The organism is Winslowiella iniecta, assembly GCF_001267535.1.
Lineage (GTDB): Bacteria > Pseudomonadota > Gammaproteobacteria > Enterobacterales > Enterobacteriaceae > Erwinia > Erwinia iniecta.
Window position 1 is genome coordinate 38398 of record NZ_JRXE01000013.1, and the last position, 15084, is coordinate 53481.

Consider the following 15084-nt stretch of genomic DNA (forward strand, 5'->3'; position numbering starts at 1 on the left):
GAACTGGGTAGCCGAAAAGGATTTGTTGCACAGGGTCATCAGCAGCGCAACGAAAGCTGCGGTTCCCATACCGCCACAGAGATTCTCAACAAATACCGCGCTGGCCATGCTGAGCATCTGTTTATCGGTGACAGACAGTATCCAGTAACCGAGATTTGACACCGCCTGCAACATGCCAAACCACATCAAGGCGCGAAACAGCGTCAGGCGCTGCATCAGCACGCCGCCGTACAGCGCACCGATAATTGTTGCCAGCAGGCCGAGAGTTTTATTCACCAGCCCGACCTCACCGGCATCAAAGCCGACGCCGCGAATCAGGAAGGTGGTGGTCAGACTGGCGGCAAATGCATCGCCGAGCTTGTACAACACGATTAAGGAAAGAATCAGCCAGGCATTATTGCGGTTAAAGAAGTCGCGCAGCGGTGCCATGACTGCCTGCTCAAGAGTGCGTGGCTTGGGAATGGCATCGGTCGGCTCTTTGGCGCACAGGGTGGCAATTACCCCTGGTATCATCATCAGCGCCATCAGCCAGTAAGTGGCCTGCCAGCCGAGATAGCGATCGGCCAGCCACAGTGCCAGCCCGCCAGATACCAGCATGGCCAGCCGATAACCTAATACCGTAATCGCCGCGCCGCTGCCGCGCTCTTCCGGCGGCAGCACATCGGTTTTCCACGCATCGAAAACAATATCTTGCGAGGCGGAGCAGAAAGCCACCAGTACCGCCAGCGCAGCCAGCAGCGTCAGGTTACGCGACGGATCCATAAAGCCCATCGCCACAATCCCGACGATTAACAACAGCTGCGAAATCAATAACCAGCCGCGACGACGGCCGAGGAATGGCGGCGTGTAGCGGTCCATCATTGGCGACCAGAGAAACTTAAACACATAGGCCTGGCCGACGAGAGAAAAGAAACCGATGGTTTTCAGATCGACATTTTCAACCGTCATCCATGCCTGCAGGGTGCCTGAGGTTAATGCAAGGGGTAAACCGGAGGCGAAACCCAGCAGCAGCAGGAGTGCGGCGTTACGTTGAGTGAAAATGCGAAGGTAGTTATTGCCCATAGAATCTCTGTGCCATATGCCGGTTGGGCTGGCGGCAACGCCGCAGGAAATCATCATCAGGGCGACAAAATTGCCGCCCCAGTGAAAATATCAAAATGGGTAGCGTGATTGCCACCCGTTTTTGATTAGCGAGCGTTTTGTTTAATAAAGGTATGGATACTGGTGTCTTGCGCCATATCTGAAATCACGTCGCCAAGCGTTGCGTTAACCGCCTTGGTGATTTTTTCATTGTTAGCGTTAAAGGCACCTTCAACACTGTAGGTCTGGCGATAGTTTTTCACCTGTTTGTTGCCGTTTTTCGCCGTAGCGATAATGGAGATGTCGGCTTTCGTGGTGATGCTGTAACGCACGTTACCCTGGGTAACGTCGGCATACAGGTTATTAACGATGATTTGTAGATCCACCGCGCCGTTAGGGCCAATCATATAGCCACGAGCGCCCATCTGTTTCTCAAGCACTTCCTGTAACAGGAAGCGAAGGTCGCGGGATGGGGTCAGCGTCACCAGCTGACCATCACGATTCACTTTTGCCAGTGCCTGGTCGCTACGTTGATCGGCACCGTTAATGCTGACCGTGATGCCCATCAGACTGGGGTCCTGTTGTGGCAGATCGATCTTCGGTGAAACGTTTAAAGTGTTGCTGTTGTTGGCACAGCCAGCCAGAATAAAGACGGCCAGCAGCGGAAATAATAATTTTTTTAACATGCTTATTTTCTCGTTCGCGTAAGTTGTATTGCTGACAAAACGTCGGCCATCATATCACTGGCAGGCGCGGAGGGAAGCCCTGAGAGGGCGTAAATTCATCAGCTTGCGGTATTTTAAGACTTCGCGAAGGGCAAGGGGTTCAGCGAAGCGGTGCCACCTGATGGTGCAGCGAAGCGCCGGAACCTGCCTTGTTCGCTGGCTGAGAAAATAACAGCTTAGGAAATATTCATCGCGAAACCGCGGGTTGGGTAAAAAACCGACTATTATTTAAAGAGATGGGGCGCAGCTCGCTGCCGTAGAGGAGTGTAGTTATGATTCGCGGACAAATAGAAGAAAAGTTACGCACGGCGTTTAATCCAGTTCATCTGGAGGTCAACGACGAAAGTTACCGTCATAACGTGCCAGCCGGTTCGGAAAGTCACTTCAAAGTGATTATTGTCAGTGACAGCTTTACCAACCAACGCTTCCTGATGCGGCATCGCGCCATTTATGGTGTGTTAGCCGATGAGTTAGCGGGCAGTGTGCATGCGCTGGCGTTACATACATATACCGTAAAAGAGTGGGAAGGGTTGCAGGATACTGTTCCGGCATCACCTAATTGTCGTGGTGCCGGTACCCTGGCCTGATTTCAGGGATGATGAGTAAAAAAACGGCCTGCGGGCCGTTTTGTCGTTTTGGCGATTACCCGCGGCGATTGAACAATAATTTGCGATTTGTAGCGGAATTTGTAAAAAACGGCGCCTTTGAGGCGGTTTTGCGTTCTCGACTCAGTCCGGCGATGTCGCTATAATGCTGCGTCTATTTTTCCGGAATGTCTTCGGGACGCTTCTGGTAACAGGGAATTCGGTTCTGAGCAACAGAGGCCGTCCCGGTTGTTAGAGAGCGCACAGTATCGCCTGCTGCGGTTTTGTGTGCTGTCTGAAGTTGACCGAGCACGTGATTTTTTTTGAGGTAACAAGATGCAAGTTTCAGTAGAAACCACTCAGGGCCTGGGCCGTCGCGTTACGATTACTGTCGCTGCTGACAGCATCGAGAGCGCTGTTAAAAAAGAGCTGGTCGACGTGGCTAAAAAAGTACGTATCGATGGCTTCCGTAAAGGCAAAGTGCCGATGACCGTTGTTGCACAGCGTTACGGTGCTTCTGTTCGCCAGGATGTGCTGGGCGAACTGATGCAGCGCAACTTCGTTGACGCGATCATCAAAGAAAAAATTAACCCGGCTGGCGCACCTAACTACGTGCCAGGCGAGTACAAAGTGGGTGAAGACTTCACTTTCGCTGCAGAATTCGAAGTGTACCCGGAAGTTGAGCTGAAAGGTCTGGAAGCTATCGAAGTTGAGAAGCCGGTTGTTGAAGTGACCGACGCTGACGTCGATACCATGCTGGACACCCTGCGTAAGCAGCAGGCGACCTGGAAAGAGACCGATGCTGCTGCGACTGCTGAAGATCGCGCAACTATCGATTTCACCGGTTCTGTCGACGGTGAAGAGTTCGAAGGCGGCAAAGCGTCTGACTTCGTACTGGCAATGGGCCAGGGTCGTATGATCCCAGGTTTCGAAGAAGTTGTTGTTGGCCATAAAGCTGGCGAAACGTTCACCATCGACGTTAACTTCCCGGACGATTACCACGCTGAAAATCTGAAAGGTAAAGCAGCGAAGTTCGAGATCGTGCTGAAGAAAGTTGAAGAGCGCGAACTGCCAGAATTCACCGAAGAGTTCATCAAGCGTTTCGGCGTTGAAGATGGCTCTGTGGAAGGTCTGCGTGCCGAAGTACGTAAAAACATGGATCGCGAGCTGAAAGGCGCAGTGCGTAACCGTGTGAAAACGCAGGCAATCGACGGCCTGGTTAACGCCAATGAAATCGACGTTCCGGCAGCACTGATTGACAGCGAAATCGACGTTCTGCGTCGTCAGGCTGCACAGCGTTTCGGTGGCAACGAGAAACAAGCGTTTGAATTACCACGTGAACTGTTTGAAGAGCAGGCAAAACGTCGCGTAGTGGTTGGTTTGTTGCTGGGCGAAGTGATTCGTACCCATGAGCTGAAAGCTGACGAAGACCGCGTTAATGCGCTGATCGAAGAGATGGCTTCTGCGTATGAAGATCCGCAGGAAGTAATCGAGTTCTACAGCAAAAACAATGAGCTGATGAACAACATGCGTAACGTTGCTCTGGAAGAACAAGCGGTTGAAGCGGTTCTGGCTAAAGCAAAAGTGACTGAAAAAGAGACTGGCTTCCAGGATCTGATGAATCAGACTGCTTCTGCCTGATTCGAATTTCCGTCAATAAGTTAAGCCCGCAGCCGCAAGGTTGCGGGCTTTTTCTTTACTCTTTTCTGGCAAACGTCACCTTTTAACGGTTATTTGCTTAATTAAGCGACGAATTATCGTCTATGCTGTTTTTCCTGGTTAGCGATTGATGAAAACGTTGTTATGCTTGAAATACCAGGGCAGCATCCCCAGATAGTTTATGCATAACCCGTAATTGTAGCGCTGGCTGATTGACCGTCCGGATGGCGTCGGCGAGTGACTCTCGGGAATCTTCGTATTCCCCGACTCACTCTAGTAGAATCGGTACAGAGTGTTGCCAAATGAAATTTATCCAGGAGACGGTAATGTCATACAGTGGCGAACGTGAACAAACTGCACCTCATATGGCTTTAGTGCCAATGGTGGTCGAACAAACTTCGCGCGGAGAGCGTTCTTACGACATCTTTTCGCGCCTGCTGAAAGAGCGCATTATTTTCCTTACCGGTCAGGTTGAGGATCATATGGCGAACTTGATTGTCGCGCAGATGCTGTTTCTTGAAGCGGAAAACCCGGAAAAAGACATCCATCTCTATATTAACTCTCCTGGTGGCGTCATTACCGCAGGTATGTCGATTTACGACACCATGAAATTTATTAAGCCGGACGTCAGCACCATCTGTATGGGCCAGGCCTGCTCCATGGGCGCGTTCCTGCTGACCGCTGGCGCAAAAGGTAAGCGTTACTGCCTGCCAAATTCGCGCGTGATGATTCACCAGCCGTTAGGCGGTTATCAGGGCCAGGCGACCGACATTGAGATTCATGCGCGTGAAATTCTGAAAGTGAAACAGCGTATGAACCAGTTGATGGCCGAACATACGGGCAAAACTCTCGAAGAAATCGAGAGAGACACCGAACGCGATCGTTTCCTCTCCGCGAGTGAAGCTGTAGAGTATGGTTTAGTCGATTCCATCCTGACGCATCGCGAATAAGGCTCAAATCCGCTGGTCGAGCTATAGTTAGTGAAACCAGCGGCAGGAGTTGCAATATCGAGGGCAGCGCGAGGCGTTGTCATCGCCGCCAAGCATGCGGACGAATAAAAGAAGAGGTTAACTGATGACAGATAAGCGCAAAGACGGTTCAGGAAAGCTGCTGTACTGCTCTTTTTGCGGCAAAAGCCAGCATGAAGTGCGCAAGCTGATTGCCGGGCCGTCAGTGTATATCTGCGATGAGTGTGTCGATCTGTGTAATGACATCATTCGCGAAGAGATTAAAGAAGTGGCCCCGCATCGTGAGCGCAGTGCGCTGCCAACGCCGCACGAAATCCGCCATCACCTCGATGATTATGTTATCGGTCAGGAGAAGGCGAAAAAGGTGCTGGCCGTTGCGGTCTACAACCACTACAAGCGCCTGCGCAATGGCGATACCAGCAATGGTATCGAATTGGGCAAAAGTAACATTCTGCTGATCGGTCCTACTGGTAGCGGTAAAACGCTGTTGGCAGAAACCTTAGCGCGTCTGTTAGATGTGCCATTTACCATGGCCGATGCCACCACCCTGACCGAAGCCGGTTATGTGGGTGAGGACGTCGAAAATATCATTCAGAAACTGTTGCAGAAGTGCGACTACGACGTGCAGAAAGCTCAGCGCGGTATCGTTTACATCGATGAGATTGATAAAATCTCACGTAAGTCGGATAACCCGTCAATTACACGTGATGTTTCCGGTGAAGGCGTGCAGCAGGCGTTACTGAAGCTGATCGAAGGGACGGTTGCCGCGGTACCACCGCAGGGTGGACGTAAACATCCGCAGCAAGAGTTCCTGCAGGTCGACACCTCGAAGATCCTGTTTATCTGTGGCGGCGCGTTTGCCGGCCTCGATAAAGTGATCGCTCAGCGTGTTGAAACCGGCTCCGGTATTGGTTTTGGCGCTACGGTAAAAGGTAAATCGCAGAAAGCCACCGAAGGCCAGCTGCTTGAGCAGGTGGAACCGGAAGATCTGATCAAGTTTGGTCTGATTCCTGAGTTTATTGGTCGTCTGCCAGTCGTGGCAACGCTGAATGAACTGAGTGAAGAAGCACTGATCCAGATTCTGCGTGAGCCGAAGAACGCGCTGACCAAACAGTACCAGGCGCTGTTTAACCTGGAAGGCGTGGAACTGGAGTTCCGTGACGAGGCGTTAACGGCTATTGCCAAAAAAGCCATGTCACGTAAAACCGGTGCGCGTGGTCTGCGTTCTATCGTCGAAGGTGCGTTGCTGAATACCATGTACGATCTGCCTTCAATGGATGACGTGGAGAAAGTGGTGATTGATGAATCAGTGATCGATGAGCAAACCGATCCGATGCTGATTTACGGCAAGCCGGAAGCGCAACAAGCTTCTGGCGAATAAATAACCAAATCAATCCAGTCAGTTATCTAAAAAGGGGAAAATTCTTTCCCCTTTTGTTTTTCTCTCCAGCTTTACATTGAATGTCTGACATTCATCCCCATATACTCAAATACCTGTGGGTTGACTGCACTTTCACTGCATTATGCGGTTCCCATCACCCTGGCGGACATTAAACTAAGAGAGAGCTCTATGAATCCTGAGCGTTCTGAACGCATTGAAATCCCTGTGTTGCCTCTGCGCGACGTAGTGGTTTATCCGCACATGGTAATTCCGTTGTTTGTAGGTCGGGAAAAATCGATTCGGTGCCTCGAAGCCGCCATGGATCACGATAAAAAGATCATGCTGGTTGCACAGAAAGAGGCTTCAACGGATGAACCTGGCATTAACGATCTCTTCTCGGTAGGGACCGTTGCCTCCATTTTGCAAATGCTGAAGCTGCCAGATGGCACGGTAAAAGTGCTGGTGGAAGGCTTGCAGCGTGCGCATATCACGACTCTGGCCGATAACGGTGACCACTTTACTGCTCAGGCGGAATATCTGGTTTCACCAGAAATCGAAGAGCGTGAGCAGGAAGTACTGGTACGCACGGCGATTAATCAGTTTGAAGGCTACATCAAACTGAACAAAAAGATTCCACCAGAAGTCCTGACGTCGCTGAACAGCATCGACGACGCAGCACGTCTGGCCGATACCGTTGCCGCGCATATGCCACTGAAGCTGGCGGATAAGCAGTCGGTGCTGGAGATGTCAGACGTTAACGAACGTCTGGAATATCTGATGGCGATGATGGAATCTGAAATTGACCTGTTGCAGGTAGAAAAACGCATCCGCAACCGCGTCAAAAAACAGATGGAAAAAAGTCAGCGTGAGTACTATCTGAATGAGCAGATGAAGGCGATTCAGAAAGAACTGGGCGAAATGGATGACGCGCCTGACGAAAACGAAGCATTGAAGCGCAAAATCGATGCGGCAAAAATGCCGAAAGAAGCGCGGGATAAAACCGAAGCTGAGCTGCAGAAGCTGAAAATGATGTCGCCGATGTCAGCAGAAGCCACCGTGGTGCGCGGCTATATTGACTGGATGGTTCAGGTTCCGTGGAATGCGCGCAGCAAGGTGAAGAAAGACCTGCGTAAAGCGCAGGAGACGCTGGATACCGACCACTTTGGTCTGGAGCGCGTTAAAGACCGTATTCTCGAATATTTAGCCGTACAGAGCCGCGTCAGCAAAATTAAAGGGCCGATTCTGTGTCTGGTGGGGCCGCCGGGTGTCGGTAAAACCTCACTGGGGCAGTCGATTGCCAAAGCGACCGGGCGTAAATATGTGCGAATGGCGCTGGGTGGTGTGCGTGATGAAGCGGAAATCCGTGGTCACCGCCGGACCTATATCGGTTCTATGCCAGGCAAACTAATCCAGAAAATGGCGAAAGTCGGCGTGAAAAACCCACTTTTCCTGCTGGATGAGATCGACAAAATGTCATCTGATATGCGCGGCGATCCGGCTTCCGCTCTGCTGGAAGTGTTGGATCCTGAGCAGAACATCGCGTTTAACGATCACTATCTGGAAGTGGATTACGATCTCTCCGATGTGATGTTTGTCGCGACGTCAAACTCGATGAACATTCCGGCTCCGCTGCTGGACCGTATGGAAGTGATTCGTCTGTCGGGTTATACCGAAGATGAAAAACTGAATATTGCCAAACAGCATCTGCTGCCGAAGCAGATTGAGCGTAATGCGCTGAAGAAAAATGAAATTTCGGTGGATGACAGCGCTATCGTCGGCATTATCCGCTACTACACCCGCGAAGCCGGGGTGCGTAGCCTGGAACGTGAACTGTCGAAACTGTGCCGCAAAGCAGTAAAAGCGCTGCTGATGGATAAAGCCGTTAAGCACATTGAAATTAATGGCGACAACCTGAAGGATTTCCTTGGCGTTCAGCGCTTTGATTATGGCCGCGCAGACAGTGAAAACCGCGTGGGTCAGGTGACTGGCCTGGCATGGACGGAAGTGGGCGGCGATCTGCTGACTATCGAAACCGCCTGTGTGCCGGGTAAAGGCAAACTGACCTATACGGGTTCACTCGGTGAAGTGATGCAGGAGTCGATTCAGGCGGCATTAACGGTGGTACGCGCACGTGCGGAGAAACTGGGCATTAACGGTGACTTCTACGAAAAACGCGATATTCACGTACACGTGCCGGAAGGCGCAACGCCGAAAGATGGCCCGAGCGCCGGTATTGCGATGTGTACCGCGCTGGTTTCTTGCCTGACTGGTAATCCGGTACGTGCCGATGTGGCGATGACCGGCGAGATCACCCTGCGTGGTCAGGTGCTGCCGATTGGTGGCCTGAAAGAGAAACTGCTGGCAGCACACCGTGGCGGTATCAAAACCGTGCTGATTCCGGATGAAAACAAGCGCGATCTGGAAGAGATTCCGGATAACGTTATTGCCGATCTGGACATTCATCCGGTGAAGCGCATCGAGGAAGTGCTGGCGCTGGCGTTACAAAATGCCCCATACGGCATGCAGGTTGCCACTGCAAAATAGTGATTTAAGGCAAAAAGCGTCTGAAAGTGTCGCTGGCGAGTCAAATCGGGCTTGCCAGCTTTTTTTTGACTCGCTAATTTAGAGAGCTGCTGAGCTAACAACGTTAAAGATTAAACATTGTTTCAGCACTTAAGGCTTGATATAACTTGCTGCGCGATCGTGCAGGGCGGGATGCTCGGGTACGATGTGAATAATAAAAGAGGGGATGAATAGAGTGAATAAGTCACAGTTGATCGACAAAATTGCTGCGGATGCTGACATTTCTAAAGCTGCAGCTGGACGTGTATTAGATGCTTTTATGGGTTCCGTTTCCGATACTCTGAAAGCCGGTGAAGAAGTCGCGCTGGTTGGTTTTGGTACTTTCTCTGTTCGTGAGCGTTCAGAGCGTACTGGCCGCAACCCACAGACGGGTAAAGAGATCACCATTCCAGCGGGTAAAGTACCAGGCTTCCGTGCCGGTAAAGCGCTGAAAGACGCGGTTAACTAATGGCGGTTAACCCTCCATTGAAGCAATTTCTTCGGTGGATTGAGGACTGACAAAGCGTTCTCATGTAACATAAGGGCACATCAGGTGATTGATGTGCCTTTTTTTATCGTTATCTGTGACAAACGCTGTTTGCGCGTGTCAAAACCTGGCCGAATGCTGCAGGCCTGAAGTGCAGCAGCGTGGAACCCCCGCGAGGATGCGGGATGAAAACGTAGGGTTTACATTCACACTACAGCGGAGTGTTGGCATACCATGATGGACAATTTACGCGCGGCGTCGAACCATGTCGTGCTCAAAATTATTTTGGGTCTGATTATCCTGTCATTCGTGCTGACCGGAGTCGGCGACTTTTTGATTGGCGGTAACGGCGATTACGCCGCTAAAGTTAACGGTCAGGAAATCAGCCGATCGCAATTAGAACGCGCTTTTTCCAGCGAACGTAGCCGTCAGCAGCAGATGCTGGGCGAGCAGTTCTCTCAGCTGGCCAGTAATGAAGGCTACATGCAGCAGATGCGTCAGCAGGCGCTGTCTCAACTGGTAGACGAAGTGTTGCTGGATCAATACGCCAAAGAACTGAAGCTGGGCATCAGTGATGACCAAATCAAACAGGCAATTTTCGAACAACCGGCATTCCAGACCGATGGTAAATTCGACAATGCCAAATATCAGGCGCTGATCGGCAATATGGGCTTTAGCGCCGATCAGTACGCAGAAGCACTGCGCAAGCAGCTGACCACTCAGCAGCTGGTGAAGGCCGTGGCCGGTACCGATTTTATGCTGGGCAGTGAGTCAGACGCGCTGGCAGCGCTGGTCTCGCAGGAGCGCCTGGTGCGCAGCGCGACCCTCGACGTTAATCAGCTGGCGGCGAAACAGACGGTCAGTGACGAAGAGAGCAAAAACTACTACCAGCAGAATCAAAACAGCTTTATGGCTCCAGAGCAGTTCCGTGTCAGCTATATCAAGCTGGATGCGGCGAGCATGCAAGAGTCGGTCAGCGACAGCGAAATTCAGAGCTGGTATGACGAACATAAAGCCGATTACGGCCAGCCGCAGCGCAATCGCTACAGCATCATTCAGACCAAAACCGAAGCTGAAGCGCAGGCCGTGGTCGATCAGCTGAAGCAGGGCGGTGACTTTGCTGCTCTGGCGAAAGAAAAGTCAGCCGATCCGATCTCTGCGCGTAAGGGCGGCGATATGGGCTGGCTGGAGCCGGACACCACGCCTGATGAACTGAAAGACGCGAACCTGACCACCAAAGGTCAGCTCTCTGGCGTTATCAAGTCTTCCGTTGGTTTCCTGGTGGCGCGTCTGGACGATATTCAGCCAGAGCAGATTAAACCACTGTCTGAAGTGCGTACTGCTATCGCCGACAAAGTGAAGCAGGAAAAAGCCATCGATGCTTATTACAAACTGCAGCAGAAAGTGAGCGATGCAGCGAGTAATGACAACGAGTCCCTGGCCAGCGCTGAGCAGGCGGCCGGTGTGAAAGCGGTTGAGACCAACTGGTTTGGCAAGGACAACCTGCCAGCTGAGCTGAACTTCAAACCGGTAGAGCAGGCGATCTTCAACGGCGGCTTAGTCGGTGAGGGCGGTGCGCCAGGCAGTAACTCCGATATCATTACCGTTGATGGCGATCGCGCGTTTATTTTGCGCGTCAGTGAGCATAAAGCCGAAGCGGTAAAACCGTTTGCTGAGGTTCAGGCACAGATTGTTGATACCGTTAAGCATGACAAAGCGCGTAAACAGGCGAAAGCTGACGCCGACAAAATCCTTGCCGAGCTGAAAGCCGGTAAGCAGGATGCGTTGAAAGCGGCAGGTCTGAGCTTTGGTGAAAGCAAAACGTTGACGCGAAACGGTCAGGATGCGATTACCCAGGCGGTATTTGCGCTGCCGGAACCGGCGAAAGACAAAGCCTCTTACGGTGTCAGCGAAGATATGCAGGGCAATGTTGTGCTGTTGTCACTGGATAAAGTCCAGGCTGGCAGCATGCCGGAAGAGCAGAAGAAAGCCATGATTCAGGGGATCACCCAGAACAATGCGCAAATTGCTTTCGAAGCGCTGCTGAGTAACCTGCGCAAAGACGCCAAAATTAAGTATGGCGCTGCCGCACAGGCACAGTAATCCTCGCAATTAAAATGCAACTCGTTGCAACGGAAAAGGCCGCTTATGCGGCCTTTTCCATTTTTGCCGTTTGCTAATTGTTTCCTGCTGATAAAAACCCGTAAGTTAGCCGTGCTGTCAAACACACGGAGGAATTACAGCATGAACAAAAACCGAGTTAATGCATTCTGTCTTTCGCTGGTGCTACTGTGTAGTACCGGAATATCAGTGGCCAGTATGCAGTCGGCCAGTTCACTGAGCGAACCTGTATCGCAGGCAGAAGGCGAGGTTGCTTCAGTCAGTGCCGGGGAGGCAATCAGTATTAATAATGCCAGCGCAGAACAACTGGCTGCGGCAATGAATGGCGTGGGCATCAAGAAAGCAGAATCCATTGTCAGCTATCGTGAGAAATATGGACCGTTCAGCGCAGTGGAACAGCTGAAAGAGGTGCCGGGTATCGGTAATGCGCTGGTTGAGCGTAATCTCGCCAGACTGAAATTGTGATCGTGCTCTCAGCAAGGCATGTTGTAGTCGAAAGCGCCTGAACAGGCTGCTAACCTGTAAGAGGTCATACCAGTCGGTGTGGCCTTTTCTTCGGGCGGGAAATAACTTATGCAGATAACCATTAAAGTGCGCGGCTACCACCTGGATGTTTACCAACATGTCAATAATGCGCGCTACCTGGAGTTTCTTGAAGAAGCGCGCTGGGAGTGGCTGGAACGCAAAGAGGCTTTTCACTGGCTGAGCGACAACCATCTGGCGTTTGTGGTGGTGAATATCAATATTAATTATCGTCGACCGGCGGTACTGGGTGACGTACTGACCATCGACAGCCAGCTGATTGAGTTAAAGGGGAAAAGCGGCGTGCTGAGCCAGCATGTATCACTGGCAGACGGTACTCAGGTGGCGGATGCCACGCTGACATTTGTCTGTATCGATCTGCGCACGCAAAAAGCGCAGCCGCTGGAAGGCGAAATGAAATCGCGCCTGCAGTCGCTGCTGGTGGATGATGCGGCCAGCTCCCTTTCGTAGGGCGGCGTTGTCGCCGCCCATACCGAGGCCTGTCACCCCGCATACCACGATATTAAATCAGACCGGTTTTTTGCTGCATGCTGGCCATTACCGCAGCGGCATCAGCCTGATACTGGTTCAGACCATTGGCGCGCAGATGGCAGGCGGCACATTCTCCACAACCATCGCCTTTGATACCGTTATAACAGGTCAGCGTTTGTTGCCGCACCAGCGGCAGCTGCTGCCAGTAATCGGCCAACGCCCAGGTTTCGGCTTTATTCAGCCACATCAGCGGCGTTTCAAAGCGCACGCTGCGTGCCATACCCAGCTCAATGGCATGATTCAGCGCTTTAACAAACTCATCGCGGCAGTCGGGGTAACCGGAAAAATCGGTTTCACACACCCCGGTGATCACCGCTTCGGCTTCTACCTGATAAGCATAAATTGATGCCAGCGTCAGAAACAGAATATTGCGGCCCGGCACAAAGGTACTCGGTAAACCGCTGGCATTCGGATCAAAGGCCGGAACCGGAATGTTATCGCGCGTCAGGCTGCTGACTGCCAGTTCATTCAGCAGGGTGACATCCAGCACTTTATGCGCCCGCGCGCCAAGTTGCAGCGATAATGTCTGCGCAACCTCGATCTCTTCGCGATGACGCTGACCATAATCAAAAGTGACGCAATGCACTTCATCATATTGCTGAAGAGCCTGAATCAGGCAGGTTGTTGAGTCCTGACCGCCGCTAAAAACCACTACTGCACGTTTCATAACTGTCCTTATCGGGTTAATCGCCTATGGTACTGCCTGTGGCTCTCTCACTCAATCATCACCGGTGGCGGCACCCAGGCACGGGTGAAGTCAAACCAGCCCCAGCTGTTAAGATGAATTCCTTCCACGCCGGGCGGCGCGCTTACCTGATAGCGGTAATTAAACAGCGGCATAATCACCGCATCGCTCATCAGCTGCTGAAAAGTATGTTGCAGGCCGTCAAAGCGAGCGGGTTCCTGCTCCAGCGTCTGAATCTCGCTCAGGTTGGTCATCAACTGGCGATAACGTTCAGCGGGCAGAATCGCTGGCCAGAGCGGATCCAGGCGTAACCAGCTTTCCAGCGTAAATTCCGGCGTATCGCCGATCAGCCGATCGCCCATGATCAGATCGGCGCTGGCAAGATGCGGGTAATTTTTCCAGCTTTTACCCGGATGAAAATGCAGCTGCAACTGGCACTGATGTGCGGCCAACAGTTCCTGCAACTTATGCGCCATCGCATCCAGCTCAACGGGTAGATGATAGTGCAGTTGCAGCTCGGCGGGCAGTGCAATATGCCGGTTCTCCGGCCAGCACGGCAGCGACCAACCCGGCAGCATCTCGCGGCCTGGTGTAATCAGACCTTCTTCCAGCGGCAGCTGGGCGACGATTTCCGCCTGCTGGATCAAATGCATCAGTTTTGCGGCCTGGGCAGCACTGAGCCTGGCGCTTTGCTGAATCGCCAGATAACAGAAACCGAGGCTGATACTGTTACTGACCGGGCGCAGCAGCGACAGCTCATGCTGCGCGCCAATGGCAATCTGTACCGGATGACGACAGCTGGTGCCCAGCTGACTGTCAAACAGCTGTGGAGTAATCCAGTACTCAATCGTCTGCATCAGCGGATGTTGCAGGTGATACCAGCCATGGCTTTCAATTCGCACCAGCGTCGGCGAAAAATGGCTGAGACGATACGGCCCGGCACCCAGTGTTTCATCCTGCGGATGGGGCAACAGACAGCTGACGCTGGCCAGACGATGCGGCAGCCAGTTATCGGGGCAATGCAGCTCAAAGCGCAGGCAGAGCGCGTGCGCCAGCGTGATGCTTTTGACACTGACCAGCAGTTTACTGCCGTCTTCGCTTTGCAGAACACGTTGCAGCTGCTGCTGTAGTTGGCGGGCATCAATGGCTTCGCCACTGTGCCAGTGCAGTTGCGGACGCAGAAAGAAATACCACTCTCTCTGATTGTCACTGCGCACCCAGTGATGCGCCAGATCGGCGACCAACCGATCGTCCGCAAAGCGGGTGAGTCCGGCAAAAATATGCCGTGCCAGATGCTGCTCGGCTCGTCCGTCAAGGCTGAGTGGCTGAATATCATCCAGCGGCCGGTAGTAAGGGATACGCAGCGTTGGCGCGTTATTTTGCCACTGTCCACCCATAAACGGTTGCAGCAGATGCGCGAGCTGCTCGGGTGCCAGCTGTACTAATTGCAATGCCTGCTGCGGATGTCCGCCGTCCAGCTGCTGCTGAAGTAATGCACTGCGCAGCTGCTCCGGAGTTTGCAGAAAACGTAATGTGCCGCGCTTACCCCGGCCGGATTGCGCCTGCCAGTCGAGCCACTGTGACTGCTGCCACTGGCGCAGCAGGGTACGAACATGGCGTTCACTGCAAAAGCAGCGTTCAGCCATCTCGGCAACGCTGGTCTGCTGTGCAGCGCCACGACTGTGTTGCCACAGCCTGGCGAACTGGTTCAGGCGATTGAGCTGGCGCATAGAAAACCCGGAAGTGATTTTACAAAGT

The 15084-nt window shown here is 52.5% G+C and carries 13 protein-coding genes; 9 read left to right on the forward strand and 4 right to left on the reverse strand.

Features of this window, described 5'->3' with window-relative positions; genetic code table 11:
* Together NG42_RS10585 and NG42_RS10590 are read right to left on the reverse strand one after the other, a co-directional pair.
* Positions 1 to 1062: AmpG family muropeptide MFS transporter (locus NG42_RS10585; RefSeq protein ID WP_052899392.1), on the reverse strand; the 1062-nt coding region annotated here is incomplete at its 3' end.
* A gap of 125 nt (positions 1063 to 1187) precedes the next feature.
* Positions 1188 to 1766 carry a lipoprotein gene (locus NG42_RS10590; protein ID WP_052899270.1) on the reverse strand — a complete coding sequence of 193 codons (579 nt, stop codon included), beginning with the start codon at positions 1764 to 1766 and terminating at the stop codon, positions 1188 to 1190.
* A gap of 311 nt (positions 1767 to 2077) precedes the next feature.
* Between NG42_RS10590 and bolA the strand changes: the two genes are divergently transcribed.
* The 9 genes from bolA (at position 2078) to NG42_RS10635 (ending at position 12560) form a co-directional block, all read left to right on the forward strand.
* Entirely contained in the window at positions 2078 to 2392 is a 315-nt protein-coding gene (gene bolA / locus NG42_RS10595; RefSeq protein WP_052899271.1) for a transcriptional regulator BolA, read from the forward strand.
* Positions 2393 to 2725: 333 nt separating this feature from the next.
* Complete coding sequence (tig, locus tag NG42_RS10600) at positions 2726 to 4030, forward strand: trigger factor (RefSeq protein ID WP_052899272.1); 1305 nt, start codon at positions 2726 to 2728, stop codon at positions 4028 to 4030.
* 344 nt (positions 4031 to 4374) lie between these two features.
* Positions 4375 to 4998 (forward strand): ATP-dependent Clp endopeptidase proteolytic subunit ClpP, encoded by a 624-nt coding sequence (gene clpP / locus NG42_RS10605; RefSeq protein ID WP_052899273.1) that lies wholly within the window; start codon positions 4375 to 4377, stop codon positions 4996 to 4998.
* A gap of 124 nt (positions 4999 to 5122) precedes the next feature.
* Positions 5123 to 6397, forward strand: coding sequence for an ATP-dependent protease ATP-binding subunit ClpX (gene clpX, locus NG42_RS10610; RefSeq protein WP_052899274.1), 1275 nt, complete (start codon positions 5123 to 5125; stop codon positions 6395 to 6397).
* A gap of 189 nt (positions 6398 to 6586) precedes the next feature.
* Positions 6587 to 8941 carry an endopeptidase La gene (gene lon / locus NG42_RS10615; protein WP_052899275.1) on the forward strand — a complete coding sequence of 785 codons (2355 nt, stop codon included), beginning with the start codon at positions 6587 to 6589 and terminating at the stop codon, positions 8939 to 8941.
* A 214-nt stretch (positions 8942 to 9155) separates the two neighbouring features.
* Positions 9156 to 9428, forward strand: coding sequence for a nucleoid-associated protein HU-beta (hupB, locus tag NG42_RS10620; RefSeq protein WP_052899276.1), 273 nt, complete (start codon positions 9156 to 9158; stop codon positions 9426 to 9428).
* A gap of 252 nt (positions 9429 to 9680) precedes the next feature.
* Entirely contained in the window at positions 9681 to 11549 is a 1869-nt protein-coding gene (gene ppiD / locus NG42_RS10625; RefSeq protein WP_052899277.1) for a peptidylprolyl isomerase, read from the forward strand.
* Between the two features lie 141 nt (positions 11550 to 11690).
* Positions 11691 to 12032, forward strand: coding sequence for a ComEA family DNA-binding protein (locus NG42_RS10630; RefSeq protein ID WP_052899278.1), 342 nt, complete (start codon positions 11691 to 11693; stop codon positions 12030 to 12032).
* A gap of 108 nt (positions 12033 to 12140) precedes the next feature.
* Positions 12141 to 12560, forward strand: a complete 420-nt coding sequence (locus NG42_RS10635) for a YbgC/FadM family acyl-CoA thioesterase (RefSeq protein ID WP_052899279.1) — start codon at positions 12141 to 12143, stop codon at positions 12558 to 12560.
* A gap of 52 nt (positions 12561 to 12612) precedes the next feature.
* Here the strand turns inward: NG42_RS10635 and queC are convergent, their stop codons facing one another.
* Positions 12613 to 13308: a 7-cyano-7-deazaguanine synthase QueC gene (gene queC, locus NG42_RS10640; protein WP_052899280.1), complete on the reverse strand. Its 696-nt coding sequence runs from the start codon at positions 13306 to 13308 to the stop codon at positions 12613 to 12615.
* A gap of 47 nt (positions 13309 to 13355) precedes the next feature.
* Positions 13356 to 15056, reverse strand: a complete 1701-nt coding sequence (locus tag NG42_RS10645; RefSeq protein ID WP_052899281.1) for an SgrR family transcriptional regulator — start codon at positions 15054 to 15056, stop codon at positions 13356 to 13358.
* Between the last annotated feature and the right edge of the window lie 28 nt (positions 15057 to 15084).